Annotated in this window: 21 protein-coding genes; 6 read left to right on the top strand and 15 right to left on the bottom strand. The window is 63.4% G+C overall.

From position 1 onward, the window contains the following. The first annotated feature begins 155 nt into the window (after positions 1–155). From flgA to KY494_RS24080, 3 genes are all read left to right on the top strand, one after another. Positions 156–851, top strand: a complete 696-nt coding sequence (gene flgA / locus KY494_RS24090; RefSeq protein ID WP_070220163.1) for a flagellar basal body P-ring formation chaperone FlgA — start codon at positions 156–158, stop codon at positions 849–851. A gap of 110 nt (positions 852–961) precedes the next feature. After that, positions 962–1270, top strand: a complete 309-nt coding sequence (flgM, locus tag KY494_RS24085; RefSeq protein WP_034754089.1) for a flagellar biosynthesis anti-sigma factor FlgM — start codon at positions 962–964, stop codon at positions 1268–1270. A gap of 8 nt (positions 1271–1278) precedes the next feature. Then, on the top strand, positions 1279–1746 hold the full coding sequence (locus KY494_RS24080; RefSeq protein ID WP_219888491.1) for a flagella synthesis protein FlgN: 468 nt from the start codon (positions 1279–1281) through the stop codon (positions 1744–1746). Positions 1747–1764: 18 nt separating this feature from the next. Here the strand turns inward: KY494_RS24080 and KY494_RS24075 are convergent, their stop codons facing one another. The 11 genes from KY494_RS24075 to KY494_RS24025 all read right to left on the bottom strand — a co-directional run bounded on the left by KY494_RS24075 (position 1765) and on the right by KY494_RS24025 (position 13111). After that, positions 1765–2619, bottom strand: a complete 855-nt coding sequence (locus tag KY494_RS24075; protein ID WP_219888490.1) for a hypothetical protein — start codon at positions 2617–2619, stop codon at positions 1765–1767. A 73-nt stretch (positions 2620–2692) separates the two neighbouring features. Continuing rightward, positions 2693–3055 (bottom strand): translation initiation factor Sui1, encoded by a 363-nt coding sequence (locus KY494_RS24070; RefSeq protein ID WP_219888489.1) that lies wholly within the window; start codon positions 3053–3055, stop codon positions 2693–2695. Between the two features lie 50 nt (positions 3056–3105). Then, positions 3106–3879 (bottom strand): flagellar motor protein MotD, encoded by a 774-nt coding sequence (gene motD, locus KY494_RS24065; protein ID WP_219136081.1) that lies wholly within the window; start codon positions 3877–3879, stop codon positions 3106–3108. A 16-nt stretch (positions 3880–3895) separates the two neighbouring features. Further along, a complete protein-coding gene (locus KY494_RS24060; RefSeq protein ID WP_101482416.1) occupies positions 3896–4642 on the bottom strand; it encodes a flagellar motor protein in 747 nt (248 codons plus the stop codon). Next, the gene (locus tag KY494_RS24055; RefSeq protein WP_219135995.1) at positions 4624–5355 is read right to left on the bottom strand and encodes an RNA polymerase sigma factor FliA; all 732 of its coding nucleotides are present in this window, start codon (positions 5353–5355) and stop codon (positions 4624–4626) included. The genes KY494_RS24060 and KY494_RS24055 overlap by 19 nt, the downstream gene beginning before the upstream one ends. Positions 5356–5399: 44 nt before the next feature. After that, on the bottom strand, positions 5400–6263 hold the full coding sequence (locus tag KY494_RS24050; RefSeq protein WP_219135994.1) for an antiactivator of flagellar biosynthesis FleN protein: 864 nt from the start codon (positions 6261–6263) through the stop codon (positions 5400–5402). Beyond that, positions 6256–7584 carry a flagellar biosynthesis protein FlhF gene (gene flhF / locus KY494_RS24045; RefSeq protein ID WP_099762516.1) on the bottom strand — a complete coding sequence of 443 codons (1329 nt, stop codon included), beginning with the start codon at positions 7582–7584 and terminating at the stop codon, positions 6256–6258. The genes KY494_RS24050 and flhF overlap by 8 nt, the downstream gene beginning before the upstream one ends. A 313-nt stretch (positions 7585–7897) precedes the next feature. After that, entirely contained in the window at positions 7898–9994 is a 2097-nt protein-coding gene (flhA, locus tag KY494_RS24040; RefSeq protein WP_219888488.1) for a flagellar biosynthesis protein FlhA, read from the bottom strand. Continuing rightward, a complete protein-coding gene (gene flhB, locus KY494_RS24035) occupies positions 9991–11184 on the bottom strand; it encodes a flagellar biosynthesis protein FlhB (protein WP_219888487.1) in 1194 nt (397 codons plus the stop codon). Before flhB ends, flhA begins: the two co-directional genes overlap by 4 nt. A gap of 139 nt (positions 11185–11323) precedes the next feature. Next, positions 11324–12322, bottom strand: a complete 999-nt coding sequence (locus KY494_RS24030) for a fumarylacetoacetate hydrolase family protein (protein WP_219888486.1) — start codon at positions 12320–12322, stop codon at positions 11324–11326. A 78-nt stretch (positions 12323–12400) separates the two neighbouring features. After that, positions 12401–13111 (bottom strand): pseudouridine synthase, encoded by a 711-nt coding sequence (locus KY494_RS24025; protein WP_219888485.1) that lies wholly within the window; start codon positions 13109–13111, stop codon positions 12401–12403. Between the two features lie 256 nt (positions 13112–13367). Between KY494_RS24025 and KY494_RS24020 the strand changes: the two genes are divergently transcribed. Beyond that, entirely contained in the window at positions 13368–13733 is a 366-nt protein-coding gene (locus KY494_RS24020) for a hypothetical protein (RefSeq protein ID WP_219888484.1), read from the top strand. 378 nt (positions 13734–14111) lie between these two features. Here KY494_RS24020 and KY494_RS24015 read toward each other — a convergent pair whose 3' ends face one another. The 4 genes from KY494_RS24015 to KY494_RS24000 all read right to left on the bottom strand — a co-directional run bounded on the left by KY494_RS24015 (position 14112) and on the right by KY494_RS24000 (position 17274). Continuing rightward, positions 14112–15113 (bottom strand): S49 family peptidase, encoded by a 1002-nt coding sequence (locus KY494_RS24015; RefSeq protein WP_219135987.1) that lies wholly within the window; start codon positions 15111–15113, stop codon positions 14112–14114. Positions 15114–15154: 41 nt separating this feature from the next. Continuing rightward, entirely contained in the window at positions 15155–15532 is a 378-nt protein-coding gene (locus KY494_RS24010) for a Rieske 2Fe-2S domain-containing protein (protein ID WP_219135986.1), read from the bottom strand. Further along, positions 15529–16188 (bottom strand): HAD-IIIA family hydrolase, encoded by a 660-nt coding sequence (locus KY494_RS24005; protein ID WP_219135985.1) that lies wholly within the window; start codon positions 16186–16188, stop codon positions 15529–15531. Before KY494_RS24005 ends, KY494_RS24010 begins: the two co-directional genes overlap by 4 nt. Before the next feature lie 90 nt (positions 16189–16278). Continuing rightward, on the bottom strand, positions 16279–17274 hold the full coding sequence (locus tag KY494_RS24000) for an RluA family pseudouridine synthase (RefSeq protein ID WP_219135984.1): 996 nt from the start codon (positions 17272–17274) through the stop codon (positions 16279–16281). Between the two features lie 697 nt (positions 17275–17971). Between KY494_RS24000 and KY494_RS23995 the strand changes: the two genes are divergently transcribed. Together KY494_RS23995 and chrA are read left to right on the top strand one after the other, a co-directional pair. Then, positions 17972–21070, top strand: a complete 3099-nt coding sequence (locus KY494_RS23995) for an Rne/Rng family ribonuclease (protein ID WP_219888483.1) — start codon at positions 17972–17974, stop codon at positions 21068–21070. An 88-nt stretch (positions 21071–21158) separates the two neighbouring features. Further along, on the top strand, positions 21159–22505 hold the full coding sequence (gene chrA / locus KY494_RS23990) for a chromate efflux transporter (protein WP_219888482.1): 1347 nt from the start codon (positions 21159–21161) through the stop codon (positions 22503–22505).

Here is a 22505-nt window from a genome sequence, read left to right as displayed (position 1 = left end):
ATGGCGGAAGGATGGCGGTATAGTGATGACAGGAAACATAGTACGGCGCCCACCGGCAAGGCCATCGCCGGATCAGACCGTACTTTTACCCCTTAATCGGCGCTTCGATCAGCGCTGCGCGCACTATCATGGCACTATTCCAGAGGCCTATCACCATGAAAACACCGCTCGCTTTCTTCTTCGCTCTTGCCGCCCTGCCACTATTGGCACAGGCGCAAAACGCCGGCCGGCAGACGCCGGAAGCGCTGCGCAACAGCGTGGAACAGTTCCTGCAAGTGCAAAGCAATGGCTTGCCAGGCAAGGTGACAGTCACCGTCGGCGCCGTCGATCCGCGCCTGAACCTGGCCGCCTGCCCCGCGCCGCAAGCGTTCATGGCGCCGGGCGCGCGCGCCTGGGGCAAGACCACGGTGGGCGTGCGCTGCACGGCGCCCTCCAACTGGACCATTTATTTGCAGGCCAACGTGGCCGTCGTGGGCGACTACGTGGCCAGCGCCGTGCCGCTGGCGCAAGGGCAAGCCATCGACGCCAGCCAGCTGGTGACGATGCAGGGCGACCTGGCCGCATTGCCGGCAGGCATCGCCACCGACATGGCCCAGGTGGTGGGCGCCAGCACGAATATTTCCTTGCCGCCAGGCACGCCGATGCGCCTCGACACCCTGCGCCGCAAGCCGGTGGTCATGCAAGGCCAGCTGGTGCGCGTCGTTTCAAGTGGCAACGGTTTCCAGGTGGCATCAGAAGGACGCGCCATCGGCAGCGCCGGCGATGGCCAGACGGTGCAGGTACGCACGCAGAGCGGCCAGCAGATCAGCGGCGTGGCGCGCGCGGGCGGCATGGTGGAGGTCGCCTTTTAACACGGATAGATAGCGATATTGTAGTCTGGCGCACTAAAGTTCCTGGATAAGATGCCGATAAGAAGTCATATCCCGGAGTTTCCTGACTTCGACCAGACGAGGATCACGCTGTGAAAATTACCGATAACACCATTAAAAGCAATCCCGGCCTGCCGGTGGCGCCCGCCAATACCTCCGGCGCCCGGAATGCCGAGAAAGCCCAGGCAACCCCGACGACGTCGGACAATGTACGCCTGTCGCCGCAAGGACAGGCATTAGCGGCCAGTGCAACTGCCGGCAGCGGCGCCGTGTTCGACACGAAAAAAGTCGAACGCATCAAACTGGCGATCGCCGACGGCCAGTTCCAGGTCAACTCTGAAAAAGTGGCGGACGGTCTCCTCGACACAGTCAAGGACTTGCTGCACTCACGAAATAGATAGGTTCCCTCATGCAATCAGTGACTCCGTTTTCCAGCCTGCGCGACGAGCAACAGCTCATGACCACATTGCTGGCATTGATGAAAGAAGAACAGCGGCATCTGGTTGCGGCTGACATCGATGCAATCACGGAGCTCACGGCGCGCAAGACGGCACTCGTCGGACAATTGAGCCAACTGGCGGCGCAACGCCACCAGGCGCTGGCGACAGTCGGTTTCACGGCCGCCGAAGCGGGCATGGAAGACTGGCTGATCAGCGCCAGCGAAGCCGAAGCGGCGCCCCTGTGGAAAGCCCTGCTCGACACCACGCGCGAAGCGAAAGAACAGAACCGGCTCAACAGCCTGCTCGTCAACAAGCACATGCTGCACACGCAAGGCGCCCTGAACGCCATGCGCCCCACGGCCCAGAGCGGCAATTTCTACGGCCCCAGCGGCCAACCGATGACCAACACGGCCAGCCGGCGCGTGGTGATCGGCTAGTTTCCCTTACTTGCCCGTTCAGCCATGCGCGGGACGCCCCGTGTGCTGGCGAAATTTCGCAGCGATGGCTTGTCCCTTCGCTGCGGCGGCGGCCTGCTGCGCCGGAGTCAGCTCGTCCTGCAGCCAGTGCCAGTATTCATCCTGATACGGATTGGTGACGCCGGGCGCGAGGATATCGTCGTAGACGAGGCGCAGGGCCAGCAGGTAGCCATACGCTTGCGGCGCATCTTTCCGCACCACTTCGCCGTCGCGCAGATAGGCCATCATCAGGGTAGCGACGCTGGAGAGTTCCGCCTCGTCCGCCTGCGCCGTCAGTTGGGCGATGGCTTGCCGCTTCCATGCCTGCACCAGCGGATCGTCGGGACGGTTGCGCAGCGCACTGCGGTCGCCGAACGGGCCTTCCGACAGGAACAGGGTGGCGGCGCCCGGCACGCCCGCCTTCGCGGCGGTGGCCAGGTAAACCAGGCGGTCGTCGCGCTGGCGCTGCGTCAGCCCCGCGCACAGCTGTTGCTGGGCGGCTTTTTCTTCTGGCGTCATCTCGCGTCCCAGCTCGAATTCCAGCCCCGGCAGGCGGCTTTCGCGCTGGAAGACGATGCAATCGTCGAGCAGATTGTAGGCCGCATACGCGTCTTGCGCCCTGCCGCTGGCGGCCAGGCGTTCGAGCCGCCGCGCCAGGGACACGACAAGAGGCGCCTGGGCCGCGGGAACGGAGGCATCGATATGCATATACGATTCCAGGCTGCGTCGCGGCGGTGCGCTGGCGGCTGCGACGCCCGCTTCCGGCACGCCGCCGTCGGGCGCAGGCCAGTACGCCAGCGCCAGCGCTGCCGCGATGGCGGCGGCGATGGCGATACCGGTCAGTTTGCTATTCATGATGAGGTGGCGCATAAAAGGAAATGCACGTTACCACAGGTGCGCGGCGGCATGCCGCACGCGGCGCGGGCAATCAGCCGCCGGCTTTTTTCGCCTGGTGACCCAGCCTGGTCAGCGCAGCAAGGATGGTGTCGACATGGTCGCCCTGCACTTCGATCACGCCATCCTTGACGGTGCCGCCCGAGCCGCATTGCGCGCGCAGCTGCTTGCCCAGCAGGGCCAGCGCGATGGCGTCCAGCGCCAGGCCTTTCACCACGGTGACGCTCTTGCCGCCGCGGCCCTTGGTCTGGCGCGACACGCGCGCCGCGCCATCGCCGATTGGTGCCGCCTTGGCTTGCGCCTTGCACGCGCATTGTGCCAGCGGCTGGCGGCAGGCGGGACACATGCGGCCCGTTTCGGTGGAGTAGACGAGACCGCCCAGGGAGCTGCTTTTCATGAGGAAGAGATAAAAAGGGAGAAGGCCGCGATTGTACCAAGCGGCAGGGTTCAGTTGGCCGGCGCCGGCGCCGTCGGCACTTCCGTCACCGTCTCGGGGATGCCCGACAAAATCGTCACGGCGACCCGGCGGTTGCGCGCGCGCCCTTCCGGCGTGGCGTTCGGCGCCACGGGGATGTTGTCGGCGTGGCCCACGGCCGTCAGGCGCGACGCCTGCACGCCGCTGGCGATGAACAGGCGCACCACGGCACTGGCGCGCGCGGCCGACAATTCCCAGTTCGAGGCAAAATTGGAATTGCTGATCGGCTGGACATCCGTATGTCCTTCCACCTGCACGTCGTGCGTGTCATCCTTGAGCAGCACGGCAACGGCGCGCAAGGCCTGGTCCGACTCCATCGTCAGGCGTGCCGCACCCGGGTCGAACAGCACGCTGGCATTGATTTCCACGCTCACGCCGCGGCTCGTCTGCGTGACCCGCACCTTGCCTTCCTTGACCAGCGGCGCCAGGGTGGACGTGAGGTCCTGCGCCAGGCGCGTCATGTGTTCGCGCTCGCGGCGGATGGCTTCCGTGCGGCGTTTCAGGGCGGGATTCGGCAGCGGGATCGCTTGCGGCGCTTCCATGATGATGGGCGGCGCGCCCTTTTCCAGGCTGAAGGCCTGGCCGATGGCGTTCTGGAAGACGCGGTATTTACCTTCGTTGACTTGCGAAATCGCATACATGACGACGAAAAAGGCGAACAGCAGGGTGATGAAGTCGGCATACGAGATCAGCCAGCGGTCCTGGTTGTCCGGTTCCTCGTCATACTTCCTGCGCGCGCGCCGCATCATGGTCAATGCTCGCTCAGTGCTCGTGAAGCAGGCTGGCGACGCGCTCTTCGATGATGCGCGTGTGGTCGCCCGTGGCGATGTCGTACAGCACGGCGGCCGTGATTTCATACTGCAGCACGCGGCGCGAGACGATGGCCTTGAGCTTGTTCGCCACCGGCAGGAACAGCAGATTGGCCAGGCCGACGCCATAAATCGTCGAGACAAACGCCACGGCGATGCCGCTGCCCAGTTTGCTCGGGTCGGTGAGGTTTTCCATCACGTGGATCAGGCCCAGCACGGCGCCCAGGATGCCAATGGTGGGCGAATAGCCGGCCGCCGATTCCCACACCTTGACGGCCTGGCGCTCGGCCATTTCGTAGGCGGAGATTTCCACGTCGAGCAGCTGGCGCAGCTTGTCGGGCGCGATGCCGTCGACGATCATCCTCAGCCCCTTGGCATTGAAGCGGTCGGCCGTGTTTTCCATCAGGCGTTCAAGCGCCAGCGTGCCGTCGCGGCGCGCCGTCAAACTCCATTGCCCGATGTCGCGCGCCAGCGCGGCACGCGTGTCGGCTGGCGGCAGGAAGACCCAGCGCAGCATTTCCAGGCCGCGCACGAAGGTGCGCAGCCGCGTTTGCAGCAGCACGGCGCCGAAGGTGCCGACGATGACGATGGCAAAGGCGGCCGGCTGCAGCAGGGAGGCCATCTTGCCGCCTTCCAGTGCCTGGCCGACCAGGAGGCCCGCCAGCGCCAGCGCCAGCCCGATTACGCTGGACCAGTCCACGCCAGCTCCCTCAAGGTTGCGCGCAGGCGCGCGACGGCCTGGGTATGCAGCTGCGAGACGCGCGATTCGGACACGCCCATCACCGCGCCGATCTCCTTCAGGTTCAGCTCTTCTTCGTAGTACAGGCCCATGAGTATTTTCTCGCGTGGCGGCAGCGCGTCGATGGCATCGATCACGGATTGCCGGAAATCGGTATCGAGCAGGGACCGCAAGGGGTCGCTGTCCTCGTCCACGCAATGGCGGTCGAGAAAGCTGTCATTGCCGTCCGGGTCATGAAAGTCTTCGTAGTACAGCAACTGGTGGCCGCCGCCGTCGCCCAGCATTTCCTGGTAATCGACCAGCGACATTTTCAGCAGTTTCGCCACTTCCGACTCCGTCGGCGGGTGTCCCAGGCGCTGTTGCAAGGTGCTCATCGCCTCTTCGATCTTGCGCATGTTCTGGCGCATGCTGCGCGGCAGCCAGTCGCTGGTGCGCAATTCGTCGAGCATGGCGCCGCGGATGCGCAGCACGGCATACGTCTCGAACTGCGCGCCATGCGTCTCTTCATAGCGGCTGATGGCGTCGAGCAGGCCGATCATGCCGGCCTGGATCAGGTCATCGACCTCGACCGAAGGCGGCAATTTCGCCTTCATATGGTGCGCCAGACGCTTCACCAACGGAATGTGCTCCGTCAGCAAATAGTCCTTGTTCGATTTCCCTTTGACCGTGTACATAGGCTGCTTATTGTTTTAACTGCTATCGTGTGCTGATGATGGATTCAGACGCTGAACTGATGCGGACTCCCCGTCTGGTACAAGGTGCCACCGAGCACCGGCGCCGCGGAACGGGCCAGTCGCTCGGCCAGTCCGCGAAACGCCACCGAGGCTCCCGCCAGCGGAAAGGCATCGACCACGCTGCGGCCCAGACGCGCCGCGCGGTGCAGATACTCATCGGCAGGCACCGATCCCATCGAAGTCAGTTTCACGGCCAGGTAGCGGCTCGCCGCCTGCGCCATATTATCGTATACCACTTTTGCCTCGGATTCGGAAGCGCCGGTGACAAGAATACCGAACGGACGGCGTCCCAACTCCTGGCTCAGGCGCTTGATCAGGCAGTACGCCGCCTTGATCGAAGTGGCGCTGGTCGACACTTGCACCACGATATCGGACGAGGCCATCAGCGGCACGGGGAAGCAATCGCCCTCGTCGGCCATGACGCCGTCGACCAGCACGATGCCGCTCTGGCGCGCCAGCACCTCGAAGGTCTTGCCCAGGCGGCGCAGTTCGTCCGCGCCCGCATAATCCATGCTGTCCATCAGGTGGTTGCGCGCGCCCAGGCTGGCCACGCCGAAGCCTTGCGGCACCTGGTGGATGACCTGGTTCAGGCCGCATTGCTGGCGCGCCACGTCGCGCAGGCTGGCGCCGTGCGCCAGTCCCAGGCGCGCGGCGACGCCATCGCTGCCGCCGCTGGCGTCGAGCAGCAGCACGTCATTGCCGCCGTAGACCAGCGAGGCGCCCAGGTTGACCAGCATGGCGCCCTTGTCGTCCTGCGGCGTGGCCGATAAAAATGTCATCACGCGCGGCTGCGGGCCGGCCAGCATGCGGCGCAAGCCTTCGGCCTGGTCGAAATCGAAATTAGCCAAGGCGCACCCCGCGCGCTTCATTGTTGCGGGCGGCCGCCTGCGCCATCAACAGCGGCAGTTCGGCATCGGAAAACTGCGTCGCTGCCGCATCGCGCTTGAGCTTGAAGGCGCGGTCGATCAGGTAGCCGCGGTCGGCCAGGTACAGGTCTTCCGGCACGCGCTGGCCGTTCGACACATAAAACAGGTTCAGTTTCTGGCGGATCACCACGTCGAGCACGTTGCCGATCGAGGCCGCTTCATCGAGCTTGGTCATGATGCAGCCGGCCAGGCCGCTGCCCTGGTAGGCACGCACCACTTCATTCAGCGTTTCCTGCGTCGCCGTGGAGTTCAGGCACAGCAAACGTTTCACGTCGGCGCCCGCGCCCGACAGCATGGCCACCTGCTCCGTCACCATCTGGTCGCGCTGGCTCACGCCCACCGTATCGATCAGCACCGTGTGCTTGTTCTTCAATTCTTTCAGGGCGATGCGCAAGTCCGCCTCATCCTTCACCGAATGCACCATCACGCCGAGGATCTTGCCGTAGATGCGCAGCTGTTCGTGCGCGCCGATACGATAGGCGTCCGTGGTGATCAGGGCCAGTTTTTCCGGGCCGTGGCGCATCACGCAGCGGGCCGCCAGCTTGGCCGTGCTGGTGGTCTTGCCGACGCCGGTCGGGCCGACCAGGGCGAATACGCCGCCCTGCTCCAGCATGGCGTCTTCATTGGCGACCGTATTCAGGTTGCGGCTGAGGACGGTCTTGATCCAGCGCATGCTTTGCGCGCCATCGAGGCCGGCGGGCAGCTTGTCGATCAGGTAGCGCGCCAGGCTGGCCGAGAAACCGGCAGCCAGCATTTCGCGCAGCACCACGGCTTTTTGCGGCTCGCGCTGCTGCGTCGAGCCCCACGAGATTTCCGCCAGCTGGGTTTCCATCATGCCGCGCATGGCGCGGATTTCATTCATCATGCCGCTCATCTCGGCGGCGGCGTTCTCTTTGACGTGCGCCAGCGCGCTGGCCATCATCTGCTGCATGCGGGCCATGTCCACTGGCTCGCCGGCTGCCTGGCGCGGCGCGGCAGGACGTGGCGCAGCCGGGCGCTGGGCCGGGGCGGCCGGACGCTGCGGCGTGGCGAACTGGGTCTGCAATTGGGGACGGGGCTGGGACATTTCGGACGCGGCCGGCGGCGACGCCAGCGAAGCGGCATCGTCATTGGCCAGCGCGAGGATTTCCACCACGCCATCGGCCTGGCGGTTCGACAGGATCACGGCATCGGGACCCAGCGCTTCGCGCACCTTGCGCAGCGCATCGCGCGACGAGGCGCCCGTAAATTTCTTCACATTCATGACCGGCCTCCCAGGGCGGGGGTGGCGCAATATAGGCTGAACTGTGTGACCATCGTCGACTCCTGTTGCTTGGATGCTGTCTTCCACATGGACACAGATCACCCTGACAGTTTCCATTATTAGCGATGCTTGGAGGAAATGATCGAAGGAACAGGACGGGAAAGTACCCGTTATTCAGTTTGCCAGCAGGAAATTGATGAAAAAATAAGCAAAAATGGTGGAAGCAAGAGCTGGGGTCAGTCGCTCACGACCGGAGTGCATCTCATTGAGACGCACTCCCCGCCGGGTCTGACCCCGGTACTAATGCTGTCAACTACTGCGCGCCCACCAGCGCCGTGACGCGGATGGTCTTGGTTTCCGGCACTTCCGCATGCGACAGCACTTTCAGCTGCGGCAAGGCGCGGCGCAAGAAGCGCGACAACAGGGCGCGCAGCGGCGCCGGCACCAGCAGCACCGGCGTCAGGCCCAGCGCCTCCTGCTGCTGCGCGGCCAGCCCCGCCTGGTGGGCGATGGTATCGGCCAGGCCCGGCTCGATGCCCGCGCCGTCGCCGCCGTTGCCCATGGCTTGCATCAGCAGGCGCTCCAGGCGGCTGTCGAGGGTCATCACGGACAATTCGGCGGCACCGGGGAACAGTTGCTGCACGATGGCGCGGCCCAGCGATACGCGCACCAGCGCCGTCAGCTCGTTCGGGTCTTGCGTATTGACCGTATGCTCGGCCAGGGTTTCGATGATGGTGCGCATGTCGCGGATGTGCACGCCCTCGGCCAGTAGGTTCTGCAGCACTTTTTGCAAGGTCGACAGCGACAGCATCTTCGGCACCAGGTCTTCCACCAGGCGCGGCGCATCCTTGCCCAGGTGGTCGAGCAGCGACTGCACTTCCGCGCGGCCCAGCAGTTCGGAAGCGTGCGAGGTAATCAGGTGGTTCAGGTGCGTGGCCACCACGGTGCCCGCATCGACGACCGTGTAGCCCATCGATTGCGCCTGGTCGCGCAAGCTGGCGTCGATCCAGGTGGCGGGCAAGCCGAACGCGGGGTCGCTGGTGGCCAGGCCCGGCAAGGTGCCGCTGGCCATGCCGGGATTGATCGCCAGAAACTGCCCGTTGAACGCTTCGCCCACGCCCACTTCCACGCCCTTGAGGGTGATGCGGTAGGCGGACGGTTTGAGCTCCAGGTTGTCGCGGATATGCACGGGCGGCGCCAGGAAACCCACTTCCTGGGCAAATTTCTTGCGGATGCCCTTGATGCGCTTGAGCAATTCGCCGCCCTGCGTCTTGTCGACCAGGGGAATCAGACGGTAGCCCACTTCCAGGCCCAGGGTATCGACGGGCATGATATCTTGCCAGCTGGCTTCTTCCTGCTCGGGCGGCACGGTCGCTTGCGGCACGTCGGCCGGCTTTTCGGCCGCCGCTTTTTCCTGCGTGCGCTTCTTGCTGATCAAATAGGCGGAGCCGGCCAGCAATGATGCCAGCAGGAGGAAGACCATGTTCGGCATGCCGGGAATCAAGCCCATGCCGCCGATGATGCCGGCGGTGATATACAGTACTTGCGGTTTCGCGAACAATTGACCGACCAGCTGGGTGCCGATGTCCTGGTCGCTGGCCACGCGCGAGACGACGATACCGGCCGCCGTGGAAATGATCAGCGAAGGAATCTGCGCCACCAGGCCGTCACCGATGGCCAGCAGGGTGTAGTTCTTGAGCGCATCGGCAAAGCCCATGTCGTGCTGCAACAAGCCCACCAGCAAGCCGCCGACGATATTGATGACGGTAACCATGATGCCGGCGATGGCGTCGCCGCGCACGTATTTGCTGGCACCGTCCATGGCGCCATAGAATTCCGCTTCCTGCGCCACTTCCGTGCGGCGCCGGCGCGCTTCGTCTTCGCCGATCAGGCCGGCGTTCAGGTCGGCATCGATGGCCATCTGTTTACCGGGCATGGCGTCCAGCGCGAAGCGGGCGCCCACCTCGGCGATACGGCCCGCACCCTTGGTCACGACGGTAAAGTTGATGATCGTCAAAATGATGAACACCACGATACCGACCGTGTAGTTGCCGCCGATCAGGAAGTGGCCGAACGCCTCGATCACTTTACCGGCCGCGTCGGCGCCCGTATGGCCTTCCGTCAGCACCACGCGCGTGGACGCCACGTTCAGCGACAGGCGCAGCATGGTCGACACGAGCAGGATGGTCGGGAAGGCCATGAAGTCGAGCGGCTTGACCGTGTACAGCGCCGTCAGCAGCACGATGATGGACAGCGCGATATTGAAACTGAAGAAGATGTCGAGGATGAAGGCCGGCAGCGGCAGCACCATCATCGCCAGCAGCATGATGATGATGATCGGCGCGGCGATGCCCTTGCTGGCGTTGCTGCTCATACCGCTGAGCCAGGCTGGCAATCTCAGGCCGTTCATGGTGTACTTCCTTTATTCTTGTCTGCCGCGTCGGCTGCGGCTTTGGTCTGCGATGCGGGGTCGAGCGGATCGAGCTCGGGCGGCACGTCGAGTTTCTTCGGCTTGTCGGGACGCTGGCCATGGCCGCTGCCGTAGCTGCGCAACTGGAACACGTAGGCCAGCACTTCGGCCACGGCGCCATACAAGGCCTCGGGGATCTCGTCGCCGATGTCCGTGTGCTTGTACAGCGCACGCGCCAGGGCCGGCGCTTCCAGGATGGCGACCTTGTGTTCGCCCGCCAGTTCGCGGATCTTCGCCGCCACCTCGTCGATGCCCTTGGCCACCACCTGCGGCGCGCCGCGCGAATTCTCGCCATACTTGAGGGCCACCGCGTAGTGGGTAGGATTGGTCACCACCACGTCGGCCGTCGGCACGTCGGCCATCATGCGGCGGCGCGACATTTCATGCTGCATCTGGCGAATTTTTGCCTTGATCTGCGGATTGCCGTCCGACTCCTTCGACTCTTGCTTGACTTCCTGCAAGGACATTTTCATCTTGTTGGCGTAGTGCCACATCTGGTACGGGCCGTCGATGGCGGCGATCAGCCCCAACGCGCCCACAATCATCAGGAAGGCCGTGATCAGCAGGCTGATCAGATGGGCCGAACCGGCGCGCAGGGATTCGACCGACAGGCCCAGCACGGCATCCTTTTGATGTTGCATCACCATCCAGGCGACGACGCCGACGACGATGGTCTTGGCGACGGCCTTGAGCAATTCCACCAGCGCATTCTTCGAAAACATATTGCCCAGGCCGCGAATCGGGTTGAGCTTGCCAAAATTGGGCGTGAACGCCTTGGAACTGAACAGCCAGCCGCCCACCAGCACGGGAGAGGCCAGGGCGACGAGCATGATGGCCGCGGCGTACGGCAGGCAGGTCAGCAAGACGGAGCCCACGTCGTAGCCGATGCGCAACATCATCGCGTCGGGATTGAGGATTTGCTCCCGGTCCAGGGTCAGGCCGGACACCATGACGGCCGTCAGCCGGCGCACGATGGCGTCGCCGGCAAACCACAGGCAGCAGCCGGACGCCATCAGCACCGTAAACGTGGCCACTTCACGCGATCGCGGAACGTCGCCTTCCTCACGCGCCTGCTCGAGGCGCTTCGGTGACGCGGCTTCGGTCTTTTCTGCGTCGCTGTCTTCCGACATCAATCAACTCCGGTGAAGTCCTGCAGCCTGATTAGGCGCAATACGGACTGGGCATGAGACATTATCGGTTCAAGCGGGCGCACGCCATCGGCGGAACAGGGGGACAAATCCCCTGTATTTCCCTTTGCCTATAAGAAACTTAGCGGGACTTGCGCGCCTCGGCCTGTTTCACCGTTTGTTCTATCGCGCCAAACAGGGACTTGCCGTCATCGCCCAGCATCTCGATGCGGACAATATCGCCAAACAACAGGAACGGCGTGCTGGCGACGCCATCGGCGATCATCTCCTGGTTACGTCGCTCAACGATGCTGGAAAAGCCCTTCTTGATTTCCTTGTTGGCGACACCGCCCGCACTGACCACGCTGCCGGCGCGCGCGTGGCGCGTCCGGCACAGATGCGCGAGCAATTGCGGATAATTAAACGCCATGTCGGCGCCCGCGTGGGGCTGGCCCGTCAATTTACCGTTCAGGCTGCAGCGCAAGGCGTAATGCACCTTGCCGCCGCGCCAGGCGTCGCCCAGCTCGTCGGGCGTGATGGCCAGCGGCGAGCAAGCCATGGCCGGCTTCGATTGCAGGTAGCCGTAACCGCTGGCCTGCTCGTCGGGCGCCAGGTTGCGCAGGGTGATGTCGTTGACCAGCATCAACAGCTTGATGTTCAGGTGCGCCTGGTCCGGCGTGGCACCCATGGCCACGTCGTCCGTGATGGCGGCGATGCCCGCCTCGTAATCGATGCCCCACTGCTCGTGCGCCAGGGTGATGTCGTCGTGGGCGCCGAGGAAATCGTCGCTGGCGCCCTGATACATGCGCGGCGCCTCGCGCAAGTTGGCGGGCGCGTCAACGCCCGCCGCCTTGCATGCCCGCTCGATCTGCTGCAGGTAGGATCCGCCGGCCACGCGCAAGCTGCTGCGCGGCAAGGGCGCCATGCAGTTGGCAGGGTCGAAGTCGAAGGCGCGATGGCCGCGGCCGCTGTTGATGGTCTGGTACAGCAAATCGAGCTGGGGCGCGATGAAACTCCAGTCGTCGAGCGCCTTTTGCAGGGTCGAGGCGATGCCGTCGGCCAGGTGCGCCGTTTTCAGGTCGCGCGAGACGACGGCCAGCTGGCCGTCGCGCGTGCCATCGTTCAGGGTTGCTAATTTCATGTGCGGGAAACTTCGTCAAATGCAGGCTAAAGACGCCAAAAAGCCGGGATATTCCCGGCTTTGACAGGCAGGAGAGTTTTACGCGAGGAGAGCGATCTGCTCGGGCGTCAGGTAGCACCACTCGCCTTCGGCGATGCCCAGCGACTCCAGCGTCAGGCCACCGATGGCGGAACGGTGCAGCGCGCTGCAATGGTTGCCAGCGGCTGCCAGCATGCGCTTGACCTGGTGGTATTTGCCTTGTTCGAGCACGATTTCCAGCTGGAATTCTCCGCGCTGAACGCAGACGAGGGCCGCCAGCGGGGCCGGTTCGTCGTGCAGTTGCACGCCAGCCAATAGCTGCGCCACCAGTTCATCGGTCACGGGCTCTTGCGTGGTGGCCTGGTAAATCTTGGGAACGTGACGCTTCGGCGACGATTGCGCATGGATAAATGGTCCATCGTCGGACATCAACAGCATGCCGGTCGTATCGTGGTCGAGCCGGCCGACGGGCTGGACTTCGCGCCAGGTGAACTGTTCCGGCAGCAAGGTCAGCACGCCAGGGTGATGGCTGGGCTTGCGCGAGCATTCGAAGTTGGCCGGCTTGTTCAGCGCCAGGTACAGGTGCTGGCGGACCACCCACTCTTCTTCAAACACGTGCAGCACCAGGCCTTCGGTCTCGACGGTGGTGCGATAAGTGGTCTGGGTGACGCCATCGATGACGACATCGCCATCTTCGATGAGGGAACGACAATATTTACGGGTGCCAAAACCCTGCGATTGCAGGATGCGGTCTAGGGATAATTTACTCATGGGCGTGACTTTACCAGAAGCGGCTGGCAGCGTGAAGCGGCGGGGCGCGCCGCCTGCGCCAGCCGGCGCACCGCGCACCGGCCTTGCGCAGGCACAGATACGGCGATGCACAAGGTGAGATTTCGATATAAATGGCCAATTCCTTTGAGATATATCAAGCGCTCGGAATATCGCGTTGATAGACTGAAACTTCGTTAGGAATCCGCCTAACGAGCTTTAGGAATAATAACCAGGCAACGACCCACAAGGACATCGTATGAAGCATACCGATACCATCGCCTTACAAGGCAGCATCGCCGACATGCGCCAGCGCATCGCCACGGAACAAGCGGCCATGCACAAGGTCAGACTCGGCGTGGCGCGCTGGCGCAACGCCCCTGCGTCGCAGAAGGCGGACGCGCCGCCATCGCCAGCGAGCCAGACGCACTGGCATGCCGAGGCGCAATGTCATTTCATGTGCTGGCTGGAACTGGGCGGTTTTGCGCACGCGGATGCGGCAGCCGACAAGGTGAGCGCACCCGCCATGGCGGACATGCCGCCCGACATCAGCGCCAGCTCCGGCGGCGGCACGGCAGCGGAGCCGGCCTCCCTGCCCGCGCACTGTAACGGCTGCGCCGCCTGAGCGCGCCGCCATCGGACCCGTCATGCCCTGCCCCCGCATGCCTGCCTTGCCAGCCAGACCAGATCACGCATTGCGCGATGCCTGCCCACCCGGCATGGACGACGCACAAAAGGAAACGGCGGCATTGCGCCGCCGTTCCCAAGCCCCATCGGGACTTCAGTGAGGAATGTAAATTCACTCAAAACCACATCTGCGATGCGGCGAGTAGTTCCAAGACCTGCCAATCAAGTTAGTACTGACAACATAGTTGATATATCGCCCCTCCTTGAAAAGAACTACGCTTTCACTATAGCCCAAGCAGCGCCTTTTTCAAGCCAAATTACCACCTTATTGAAAATCATTCTCGACTGGCTTGCCTGCCAGCCAAGAGTGATGCCTTCAACGCAACGCCGGTTGTGACTGCCGCACGGCCGCCTTCATGGCGCCGGCGCCCATGGCGGCGCCAAATTTCTTCAGTACCCGTTCCGGCAAGCCTTCATGCTGCGTGTAGTCGACGATGTCTTCCGCCTTGACGACATCGCGCGCCACGCTGTCGACCGTGCCAAAATCGTCGGCCAGGCCCATTTCCACGGCTTTCGCCCCGGTCCAGTACAGGCCCGAGAAGGTATCGGCCGTTTCCTTCAGGCGCTTGCCCCGTCCCGTGCGCACCACGTCGATGAATTGCTGGTGGATTTCATTGAGCATGCCTTGCGCATACGCCTTGTGCTTTTCCGTCAGGGGGCTGAACGGGTCCATGAAGCCCTTGTTCTCGCCCGCCGTCAGCAGCCGGCGCTCGACGCCGACCTTTTCCATCACGCCCGTAAAGCCGAAGCCATCCATCAGCACGCCGATGGAGCCGACCACGCTGGCCTTGTTGACGTAGATGCGGTCGGCGGCGGCGGCGATGTAATAGCCGCCCGAGGCGCACATTTCATCGACCACCACATACAAGGGCTTGTCCGGATAGCCCTTGCGCAGGCGCTGCATCTCGTCGACGATCATGCCGGCCTGCACGGGACTGCCGCCCGGACTATTAATATGAAGCACCACGGCCACGGACCCGGCATCGGAAAACGCCTTGTCCAGCGCGGGGATGACGACGGCGGCCGAGCCGCTGCCTTCGGACTCGATGGCGCCGCTGATATCGATCAGGGCCGTGTGGCGACCCAGGGTTTCGCTGTCGTCGGCCGTGTTGTAGTCATAAAACACCCACAGCGCGAACAGCACGATCAGCAGGCCGAAGACCTTGAAAAAGATGCTCCAGCGGCGGTGCGCGCGTTGCTCTTGCAAAGTGGCAAATACCAGCTTTTCCAGCACGTCGCGCTCCCAGTTCCCCGCAGGGGCGCCGTGTCCGGCGGCTGGCGCGCTGCTGTCCAGCTTGTCATTCGTGTTATCGCTCATGGTTCACTTTGTTTAAATTGCAATAATGCCTGTGCCTGGCTTCAGGCCGGCAGCGGCTGGACATACTCGTCGGGCTGCCAGTACAGCTGGCCGTCGCGCTCGGTCACGGGTATCGGACGCAAGCGGCCGCCCTTGCAGGGACCGCCCGCACAGTAGCCGCTCTCCGGCACATAGATGGCGCCATGCGTCGAACACATCAGGTACAAGCCGCTGGACTCGAAAAACTCGCCCTCGGCCCAGTCCAGTTCGATCGGCACGTGGGCGCAGCGGTTCAGGTAGCCATATGCCTTGCCACCGTGGCGCACGACAAAGCCCGTGGTCGCCTCGCCACCGGCCGAGACGGGAAAGCGCACGCCCTTGCCGCCATCGGCCACCGCATCGGCGGCACAAATGAATACGTCGACAACATCGCTCATCATGCGTGCTCGCTCAGCCATTGGTGCAGATCGGCCACCGTGGCGGCCGAATACAGGGGGTTGCAAGCCTGCAATTGCTCCACCGGATGCGCCCCATACTCTACGGCAATACCGGCCGCGCCTGCATTGCTTGCCATCAACAAATCATGACTGGTGTCGCCGATCATCACGGTGCGGCGCATATCCTGCCCCAGTTCGCGCGTCAGCTCCTGCAGCATGGCCGGATGGGGCTTGGAAAACGTTTCATCGGCGCAGCGCGTCGCATCGAACAGCGACAGCAGCTTGACGGCATTCAGCGAACGGTTCAGGCCGACACGGCTCTTGCCCGTGGCCACCGCCAGGAAATACGCCTGCTGCGACAGTTCCTGCAGCATTTCCTGTACGCCGGGAAACAGGGTCAGCTCATGGTCGCGCGACAGATAGTGATAACGATAGCGCTCGGCCATGCGCGCATGGAATTTCGGCTCGACATCCGGCATCACCAGCTGCATGGCTTCCTGCAAGCCCAGGCCGATCACATGCGAAGCCAGCAACTCGGTGGGAATTGGCAAGCCCAGGTCTTTCGCCGACGCCTGGATGCACTTGACGATGGTCGAGGTACTGTCTATCAAAGTACCGTCCCAATCGAAGACGATCAGATCAAATTGCTTTCTTGCCATGTTTCCCGACGGCAAAGCCGCCGGCTCCTTGAGAATGAATGATGGCGACTGACTACCTTGTGAGTAGTGTCGCGCGCACGCGTTTGATAACTATCGTGCGGCAACGGCCAATGGTTTGCCCAAGCTTACCAAGAAACGCTCGCATTCGGCAGCCAGCGGCGCATTCAGGGTCATCGTCTTGCCCGTCTCGGGATGCGTAAACGTGATCTGGTGCGCGTGCAGGAACATGCGCTTCAGGGCGCCGCGCGTGCTGTCGGCTTTCAACAGGGCACGGTTGAGGGCAAAGTCGCCATATTTATCGTCGCCGGCGATGGCGAAACCGGACGAGGACAGGTGCACGCGGATCTGGTGCGTGCGTCCCGTCTTCAATTCCGCTTCCAGCAAGGCGAAGTTGTGATATTTATGCAACAGTGAAAACACCGTATGCGACGCCAGGCCATCGGCCTGCACGGCCACCCGGCGCTCGCCTTCGGCCGTCGTATATTTATGCAGCGGCAGCTTGATATGCTGGCGCGCATTCTTCCAGTCACCGGCCACCAGCACCAGGTAGCGCTTGTCCGTGAGGCCGTCGCGCATCTGTTCATGCAAATTCGTCAACGCCGTGCGCTTCTTTGCCAGCAACAGCAAGCCGGACGTGTCGCGGTCCAGGCGGTGCACCAGTTCCAGGAACTTGGCGTCGGGGCGCGAGGCGCGCAATTGCTCGATGACGCCGAACGAGACGCCCGAGCCGCCATGCACGGCCACGCCGGCCGGTTTGTCGATGACGAGCAGCTGCGCATCTTCGAAGATGATCTTGAATTCGGCGGCCGGCGCGCCCGTGGGCGCCTTTTCGGCCACGCGCACGGGTGGAATGCGCACCACGTCGCCGGCGACGAGACGGTACAACTGATCGATACGGCCTTTATTAACCCGCACTTCTCCCGATCGCAAGATCCGGTAGATGTGGCTTTTAGGCACTCCCTTGCACACTCTTAATAAGTAGTTGTCGATACGCTGGCCTGCTTCTTCCTCGGCGATCGTTACGAATTGGGCTTGCGGCTGAACCGGGGGTGTTGAAGGGGGAACAACATCATTTTGACTCTTCATTTACTATGTCTTCCCAGAAATCTCTCTAAGTCCTTCATTTTGAATATATAATTGTTTTTGCTGCGGCCCTGGCTGCTGCGAGTGTAAGAATAAAAGCACATTTTACACAGGGGCGTCTCCACCGGCCTCGCCAAATTGCAAATTCGGTGGAAAAAAATGTATATGCACCATCCCCGCGCGAATCAAGGTTGCACCGTAGTTGTAATCGGATAAGGCGTGGAGATGCTGAAGTGAGTGTGGGATTATAAGGATAAGTACCCGTTAGCGCGACTTATCGAGTCGGGCTCGCGGGTTGATGAAGTTGATAACGCTTGCCGTTTTCGCCAAACCCCGTATGTGGCCAAATACTGAGGGTTGTCGATGATAGGCTGAGGCCAAGCCTCGCCATCGCGATCCCTGTAATGAGCCGGCTAACGATTTTGGCTCTGAATTTGCTGACCACTTGCATTCTCTGCCCCCGATGCAGTTCATTCTCATCCGGGCTGTTTCAGATGAGTTGCAAGTGTCCTGTGCACTCGGCATGACGATTGACCTCACCGCGCCTGTTGCGGCCGTAACGCATATCTCGTACGCGTTGTTGCTCCGCACGCCTGGGCATTTCCCCCGCCAGCACTCCCGTTCTCGCATATATCCCTGTACTTTCGCCGCTTCCCCGGAAGCGGATTTGAGATGGCCTACGGGTCGCGGAGTTATAAAAATGAAACGCATGTTGTTTAATGCCACGCAGCAAGAAGAACTGCGCGTAGCGATTGTCGACGGACAGAAACTGATCGACATCGATATCGAGACAGCCGGGCGCGAACAGCGCAAATCCAACATCTACAAGGGCGTCATCACGCGCATCGAGCCATCGCTCGAAGCGTGCTTCGTCAGCTATGGCGAAGACCGCCACGGCTTCCTGCCTTTCAAGGAAGTTGCCCGCACGTATTTCCGCGAAGGCGTCGATGTGCGTAACGCTTCCGTCAAGGAAGCGCTGCGCGAAGGCCAGGAAATCATGGTCCAGGTCGAAAAGGAAGAGCGCGGCAACAAGGGGGCCGCCCTGACCTCGTTCGTCTCGCTGGCCGGCCGTTACCTGGTCTTGATGCCGAACAACCCGCGTGGCGGTGGCGTATCGCGCCGCGTGGAAGGTGAAGAGCGTCAGGAATTGCGCGAAACCATGGATAAACTGGACTTGCCAGCTGGCATGTCCGTCATTGCCCGCACCGCCGGCATCGGCCGCAACGTCGATGAACTGCAGTGGGACTTGAATTACCTGATGCAACTGTGGCGCGCCATCGAAGGCGCCGGCAAGTCGGCCAACGGCGCTTTCCTGATCTACCAGGAATCGTCGCTCGTCATCCGCGCCATCCGCGACTACTTCCAGCCCGACATCGGCGAGATCCTGATCGATACCGACGAGATCTACGACCAGGCGCACCAGTTCATGAGCCACGTGATGCCCGACATGGTGCACCGCGTAAAACGCTACAGCGACGACGTGCCGCTGTTCTCGCGCTTCCAGATCGAACATCAGATTGAAACGGCGTACAGCCGCACCGTGCCGCTGCCATCGGGCGGCGCCATCGTCATCGACCACACCGAAGCGCTGGTGTCCGTCGACGTCAACTCGGCCCGCGCCACGCGCGGTTCGGACATCGAGACGACCGCCTTCAACACCAACTGCGAAGCGGCCGAAGAAGTGGCCCGCCAGCTGCGCCTGCGCGATCTGGGCGGCTTGATCGTCATCGACTTCATCGACATGGAAGTGGCAAAAAATCAGCGCGAAGTGGAACAGCGTTTGAAAGATGCACTGCACCATGACCGTGCCCGTGTACAAATGGGCAAGATTTCCCGCTTCGGCCTGATGGAACTGTCGCGCCAGCGCCTGCGCCCTTCGCTGTCCGAAGGCTCGCACGTGACGTGCCCGCGCTGCTCCGGCACCGGCCACATCCGCGACACGGAATCGTCCGCCCTGCAGGTGCTGCGCATCATCCAGGAAGAAGCGATGAAGGAAAACTCGGCCACCATCCACGTGCAAGTGCCCGTGGACGTGGGCGCCTTCCTGCTCAACGAAAAGCGCGGCGAAGTACTCAAAATCGAGAACCGCCACCGCATCGCCGTGATCCTGATCCCGAACAAGCATCTGGAAACGCCGCATTACAAGCTGGAACGCATCAAGCACGACGATCCGCGTCTGGAAGACAGCCAGGCCAGCTACAACCTGGCCGAAAGCGCTGAAACCGACATGGCTTACAGCAAGCGCCAGAAGGAAGAAGCCAAGCCGCGCCAGGAAGCCGTCGTCAAGACGATCACCCCTGACCAGCCGGCACCGCTGGTCGAGCGCAAGCCCGTCGAAGCGAAACCAGCCCCGGTGGCCGCGCCTGCCGCACCACAAGGCCTGATCGCCAAGATCATCAGCTTCTTCACCGGCGCCCCGGCACCGGTGGCGCCAGCGCCCGCCCCTGCCGCACCGGCCAAGCCAGCCGGCGCCGACCGTGGCGACCGCAACAGCCGTGGCCCGCGTGGCCGTGGCCGCAACGGCAAGCCTGGCCGCGAAGAACGCGAACCAGGCCAGGCCCGTCCAGCCCTGGACGACGCCGCGAAAGAAGCGGAAGCACTGGAAAAGGCGGCCCGTCCGCCACGCCCGCCGCGTCCGCCACGCGAACCGCGTGAAGCGGGCGAGGCAACGGCAGCGCCACGCGAACGGGGCGAGCGCCCTGAACGCGCGGAACGTCCTGAGCGCGCAGAGCGCCCGGAACGCGCCGAACGTCCGCCACGCCAGCCACGCGAAGGCCGTGAACCACGCGCCGACAAGGCTGTTGTTGCTGAAGTGAAAGCTGACGAACTGGCCCTGCTTGGCGCCAGCGCCAGCGCCATCAACGTGGTCGTGACGTCAAGCGGTCCGGACGCTGATGCCGCACCAACGAGCTTGCTGAAAGCGCCGGTCAATGCCGGTCCTGAAGGCGAAGAGACGGAAAATGACGTGGAAGGCGAAGAACCACGCCGCCGCCGTCGTCGTGGTGGCCGCAACCGCAACCGCCGCGACCGCGAAACGGGCGAGCTGATCGAATCGGCAAACGGCGAGAACGAAGGCCAGGACGCGCCAGTGATCAGCTTTACGGTCGCTCCGGCGCCGGAAGCGGCCGCTGATGCTGCCCCGGTCGCCGTCGTGGCTGCCGCCGCTGTCGTCGCCGTCGCTGCGCCAGTGGAAGCTGCCGTCGTGGAAGTGGTCGAAGTGGTCGAAGTGGCCAAGGTGGTCGATATCGCCAAGGTCGAAGAAGCCGCGCCAGTTGCTGAACCGGTCGTAGCGCAAGCCCCTGTCGAAGTGGCTGCAGCGCAAGCTGAACCAGCCGCTGCCGAACCGGCACCAGTTGCCGAGTACAGCTTTGCCGAGAAAGCGGAAGCTGCTCCAGCTCCGGCTCCAGCGGAAATCATCGTCGAAGCCGTGCCAGTGGTGGAAGCTGCGCCGCTGGTGGAAGCCGTCGCCGTGATCGAGGAAGCACCAGCGCCAGTGGCTGAAACGGCGCCTGCCGTGGTGGAAGCCGCTCCGGTGGTTGCCGACGTTGCGCCTGCTCCCGCCCCTGCTCCAGCGCCGGCACCTGTCGTCGCTCCAGCACCCGTGGCAGCGCCGCTGGACTTGAGCGCCGTGCTCGGTTCGGCCGGCCTGACCCTGGCGGCCACCGACCCGGAAAAACTGCGTCTGGCGCAGGAAGCGGCCGCCAAGGCAGTCGCTCCCGTGCGCAAGCCGCGCGAACGCAAGCCATTGCCGCCGCAATCGGATGAGCCGTTGATCCAGGTCAACACGCAACGTCCATAAGCGCGCCGGGTTCGCCCAGCCGCCAATGATGAAAGGGGGAGCTCAGGCTTCCCCTTTTTTACGTCCCCACCTTTGCCAGCCAGCCGCCATGCACGAGAACGCCAACCTGCCCCGTCCCGCCCCCGTCAGCCTGCGCAGCGCCTTCTGGTACTGGCTTAAGCTGGGCTGCGTCAGCTTTGGCGGCCCGGCCGGGCAAATCGCCATGATGCATGCGGAACTGGTGGAAAAGCGGCGCTGGATTTCCGAACAGCGTTTCCTGCACGCCCTCAATTACTGCATGCTGCTGCCGGGGCCGGAAGCGACCCAGCTGGCCATCTACATCGGCTGGCTGATGCACCGTACGCGCGGCGCCCTGGTAGCGGGCCTGCTGTTCCTGTTGCCCTCGCTGGGGGTGCTGATCATCCTGTCCTGGCTCTACATGGCCTACGGCCACGTGGCCGCCATCGCGGGCGTTCTTTACGGCATCAAGCCGGCCGTCGTCGCCATCGTGCTGGCGGCCGCCTGGCGCCTGGGCCGGCGCACCTTGCGCAGCCCCGGCCTGATGGCCATCGCGGCGGCAGCATTTATCGCCATCGCCGTGCTACAGCTGCCATTTCCGCTGATCGTGCTCGCCGCCGCCCTGCTGGGCATGGCGGGCGGGCGCTGGCTGCCGGCCCATTTTCAGGCCGGCGGCACCTCGCATGGCGGCGCGGCCCGCTACGGCGCCGCCCTGATCGATGACGACACTCCCACGCCGGAGCACGCGCAGCTCAAATGGCCACGCCTGCTGGGCACGGCCGCCGTGGGCCTGGCCCTGGCTTGCATCACCTGGCTGGGTCTGGCACTGCTGGGTGGGGTGGACCAGCCGCTGGCGCAGATGGGCGTGTTTTTCAGCAAGGCGGCCCTGCTGACGTTCGGCGGTGCGTATGCCGTGCTGCCCTACCTGGTGCAGGGCGCCGCCGACCATTACCACTGGATCACGAGCGCGCAGATGATGGATGGCCTGGGGCTGGGCGAAACGACGCCCGGCCCCCTGATCATGATCGTCGCCTTCATCGGTTTTGTCGGCGGCTGGAGCCATGCCGCAGGCATCGCCGGTGAACACCTGTGGCTGGCGGGCGTGTGCGGCGCGCTCGTCGCCAGCTGGTTCACCTTCCTGCCCTCGTTCATCTTCATTCTGGCCGGCGCGCCGCTGGTGGAAGCGTCGCGCGGCAATTTGCGCCTGAGCGCACCACTGACGGCCATTTCGGCGGCCGTGGTGGGCGTCATCGCCAGCCTGGCCCTGTTCTTTGGCCGCCACGTCTTCTGGCTGGAAACACCCGTGCCGCACTGGGACTGGCTGGCGATGCTCATCGCGCTGGCGGCCGGCGTGGCGCTGATCAGGTTTCAAGTGGGAACCATCAAATTGCTGCTCGCCTGTGCCATCTTCGGCCTCGTGCTATCGTATCTGCCTTGA

The sequence above is a fragment of the Janthinobacterium sp. PAMC25594 genome, assembly GCF_019443505.1.
GTDB lineage: Bacteria > Pseudomonadota > Gammaproteobacteria > Burkholderiales > Burkholderiaceae_D > Janthinobacterium.
Note: the sequence above shows the minus strand (reverse complement) of the source record. Positions and strands in the feature narration are given on the sequence as shown.

Bases quoted from the DNA above. Each gene is read 5' to 3' on its own strand.
- flgA (WP_070220163.1), top strand. From the start codon at position 156: ATGAAAACACCGCTCGCTTTCTTCTTCGCTCTTGCCGCCCTGCCACTA.
- KY494_RS24080 (WP_219888491.1), top strand. From the start codon at position 1,279: ATGCAATCAGTGACTCCGTTTTCCAGCCTGCGCGACGAGCAACAGCTC.
- KY494_RS24075 (WP_219888490.1), bottom strand. From the start codon at position 2,619: ATGAATAGCAAACTGACCGGTATCGCCATCGCCGCCGCCATCGCGGCA.
- KY494_RS24070 (WP_219888489.1), bottom strand. From the start codon at position 3,055: ATGAAAAGCAGCTCCCTGGGCGGTCTCGTCTACTCCACCGAAACGGGC.
- motD (WP_219136081.1), bottom strand. From the start codon at position 3,879: ATGCGGCGCGCGCGCAGGAAGTATGACGAGGAACCGGACAACCAGGAC.
- KY494_RS24055 (WP_219135995.1), bottom strand. From the start codon at position 5,355: ATGTACACGGTCAAAGGGAAATCGAACAAGGACTATTTGCTGACGGAG.
- flhF (WP_099762516.1), bottom strand. From the start codon at position 7,584: ATGAATGTGAAGAAATTTACGGGCGCCTCGTCGCGCGATGCGCTGCGC.
- flhA (WP_219888488.1), bottom strand. From the start codon at position 9,994: ATGAACGGCCTGAGATTGCCAGCCTGGCTCAGCGGTATGAGCAGCAAC.
- flhB (WP_219888487.1), bottom strand. From the start codon at position 11,184: ATGTCGGAAGACAGCGACGCAGAAAAGACCGAAGCCGCGTCACCGAAG.
- KY494_RS24030 (WP_219888486.1), bottom strand. From the start codon at position 12,322: ATGAAATTAGCAACCCTGAACGATGGCACGCGCGACGGCCAGCTGGCC.
- KY494_RS24025 (WP_219888485.1), bottom strand. From the start codon at position 13,111: ATGAGTAAATTATCCCTAGACCGCATCCTGCAATCGCAGGGTTTTGGC.
- KY494_RS24020 (WP_219888484.1), top strand. From the start codon at position 13,368: ATGAAGCATACCGATACCATCGCCTTACAAGGCAGCATCGCCGACATG.
- KY494_RS24015 (WP_219135987.1), bottom strand. From the start codon at position 15,113: ATGAGCGATAACACGAATGACAAGCTGGACAGCAGCGCGCCAGCCGCC.
- KY494_RS24010 (WP_219135986.1), bottom strand. From the start codon at position 15,532: ATGATGAGCGATGTTGTCGACGTATTCATTTGTGCCGCCGATGCGGTG.
- KY494_RS24005 (WP_219135985.1), bottom strand. From the start codon at position 16,188: ATGGCAAGAAAGCAATTTGATCTGATCGTCTTCGATTGGGACGGTACT.
- KY494_RS24000 (WP_219135984.1), bottom strand. From the start codon at position 17,274: ATGAAGAGTCAAAATGATGTTGTTCCCCCTTCAACACCCCCGGTTCAG.
- KY494_RS23995 (WP_219888483.1), top strand. From the start codon at position 17,972: ATGAAACGCATGTTGTTTAATGCCACGCAGCAAGAAGAACTGCGCGTA.
- chrA (WP_219888482.1), top strand. From the start codon at position 21,159: ATGCACGAGAACGCCAACCTGCCCCGTCCCGCCCCCGTCAGCCTGCGC.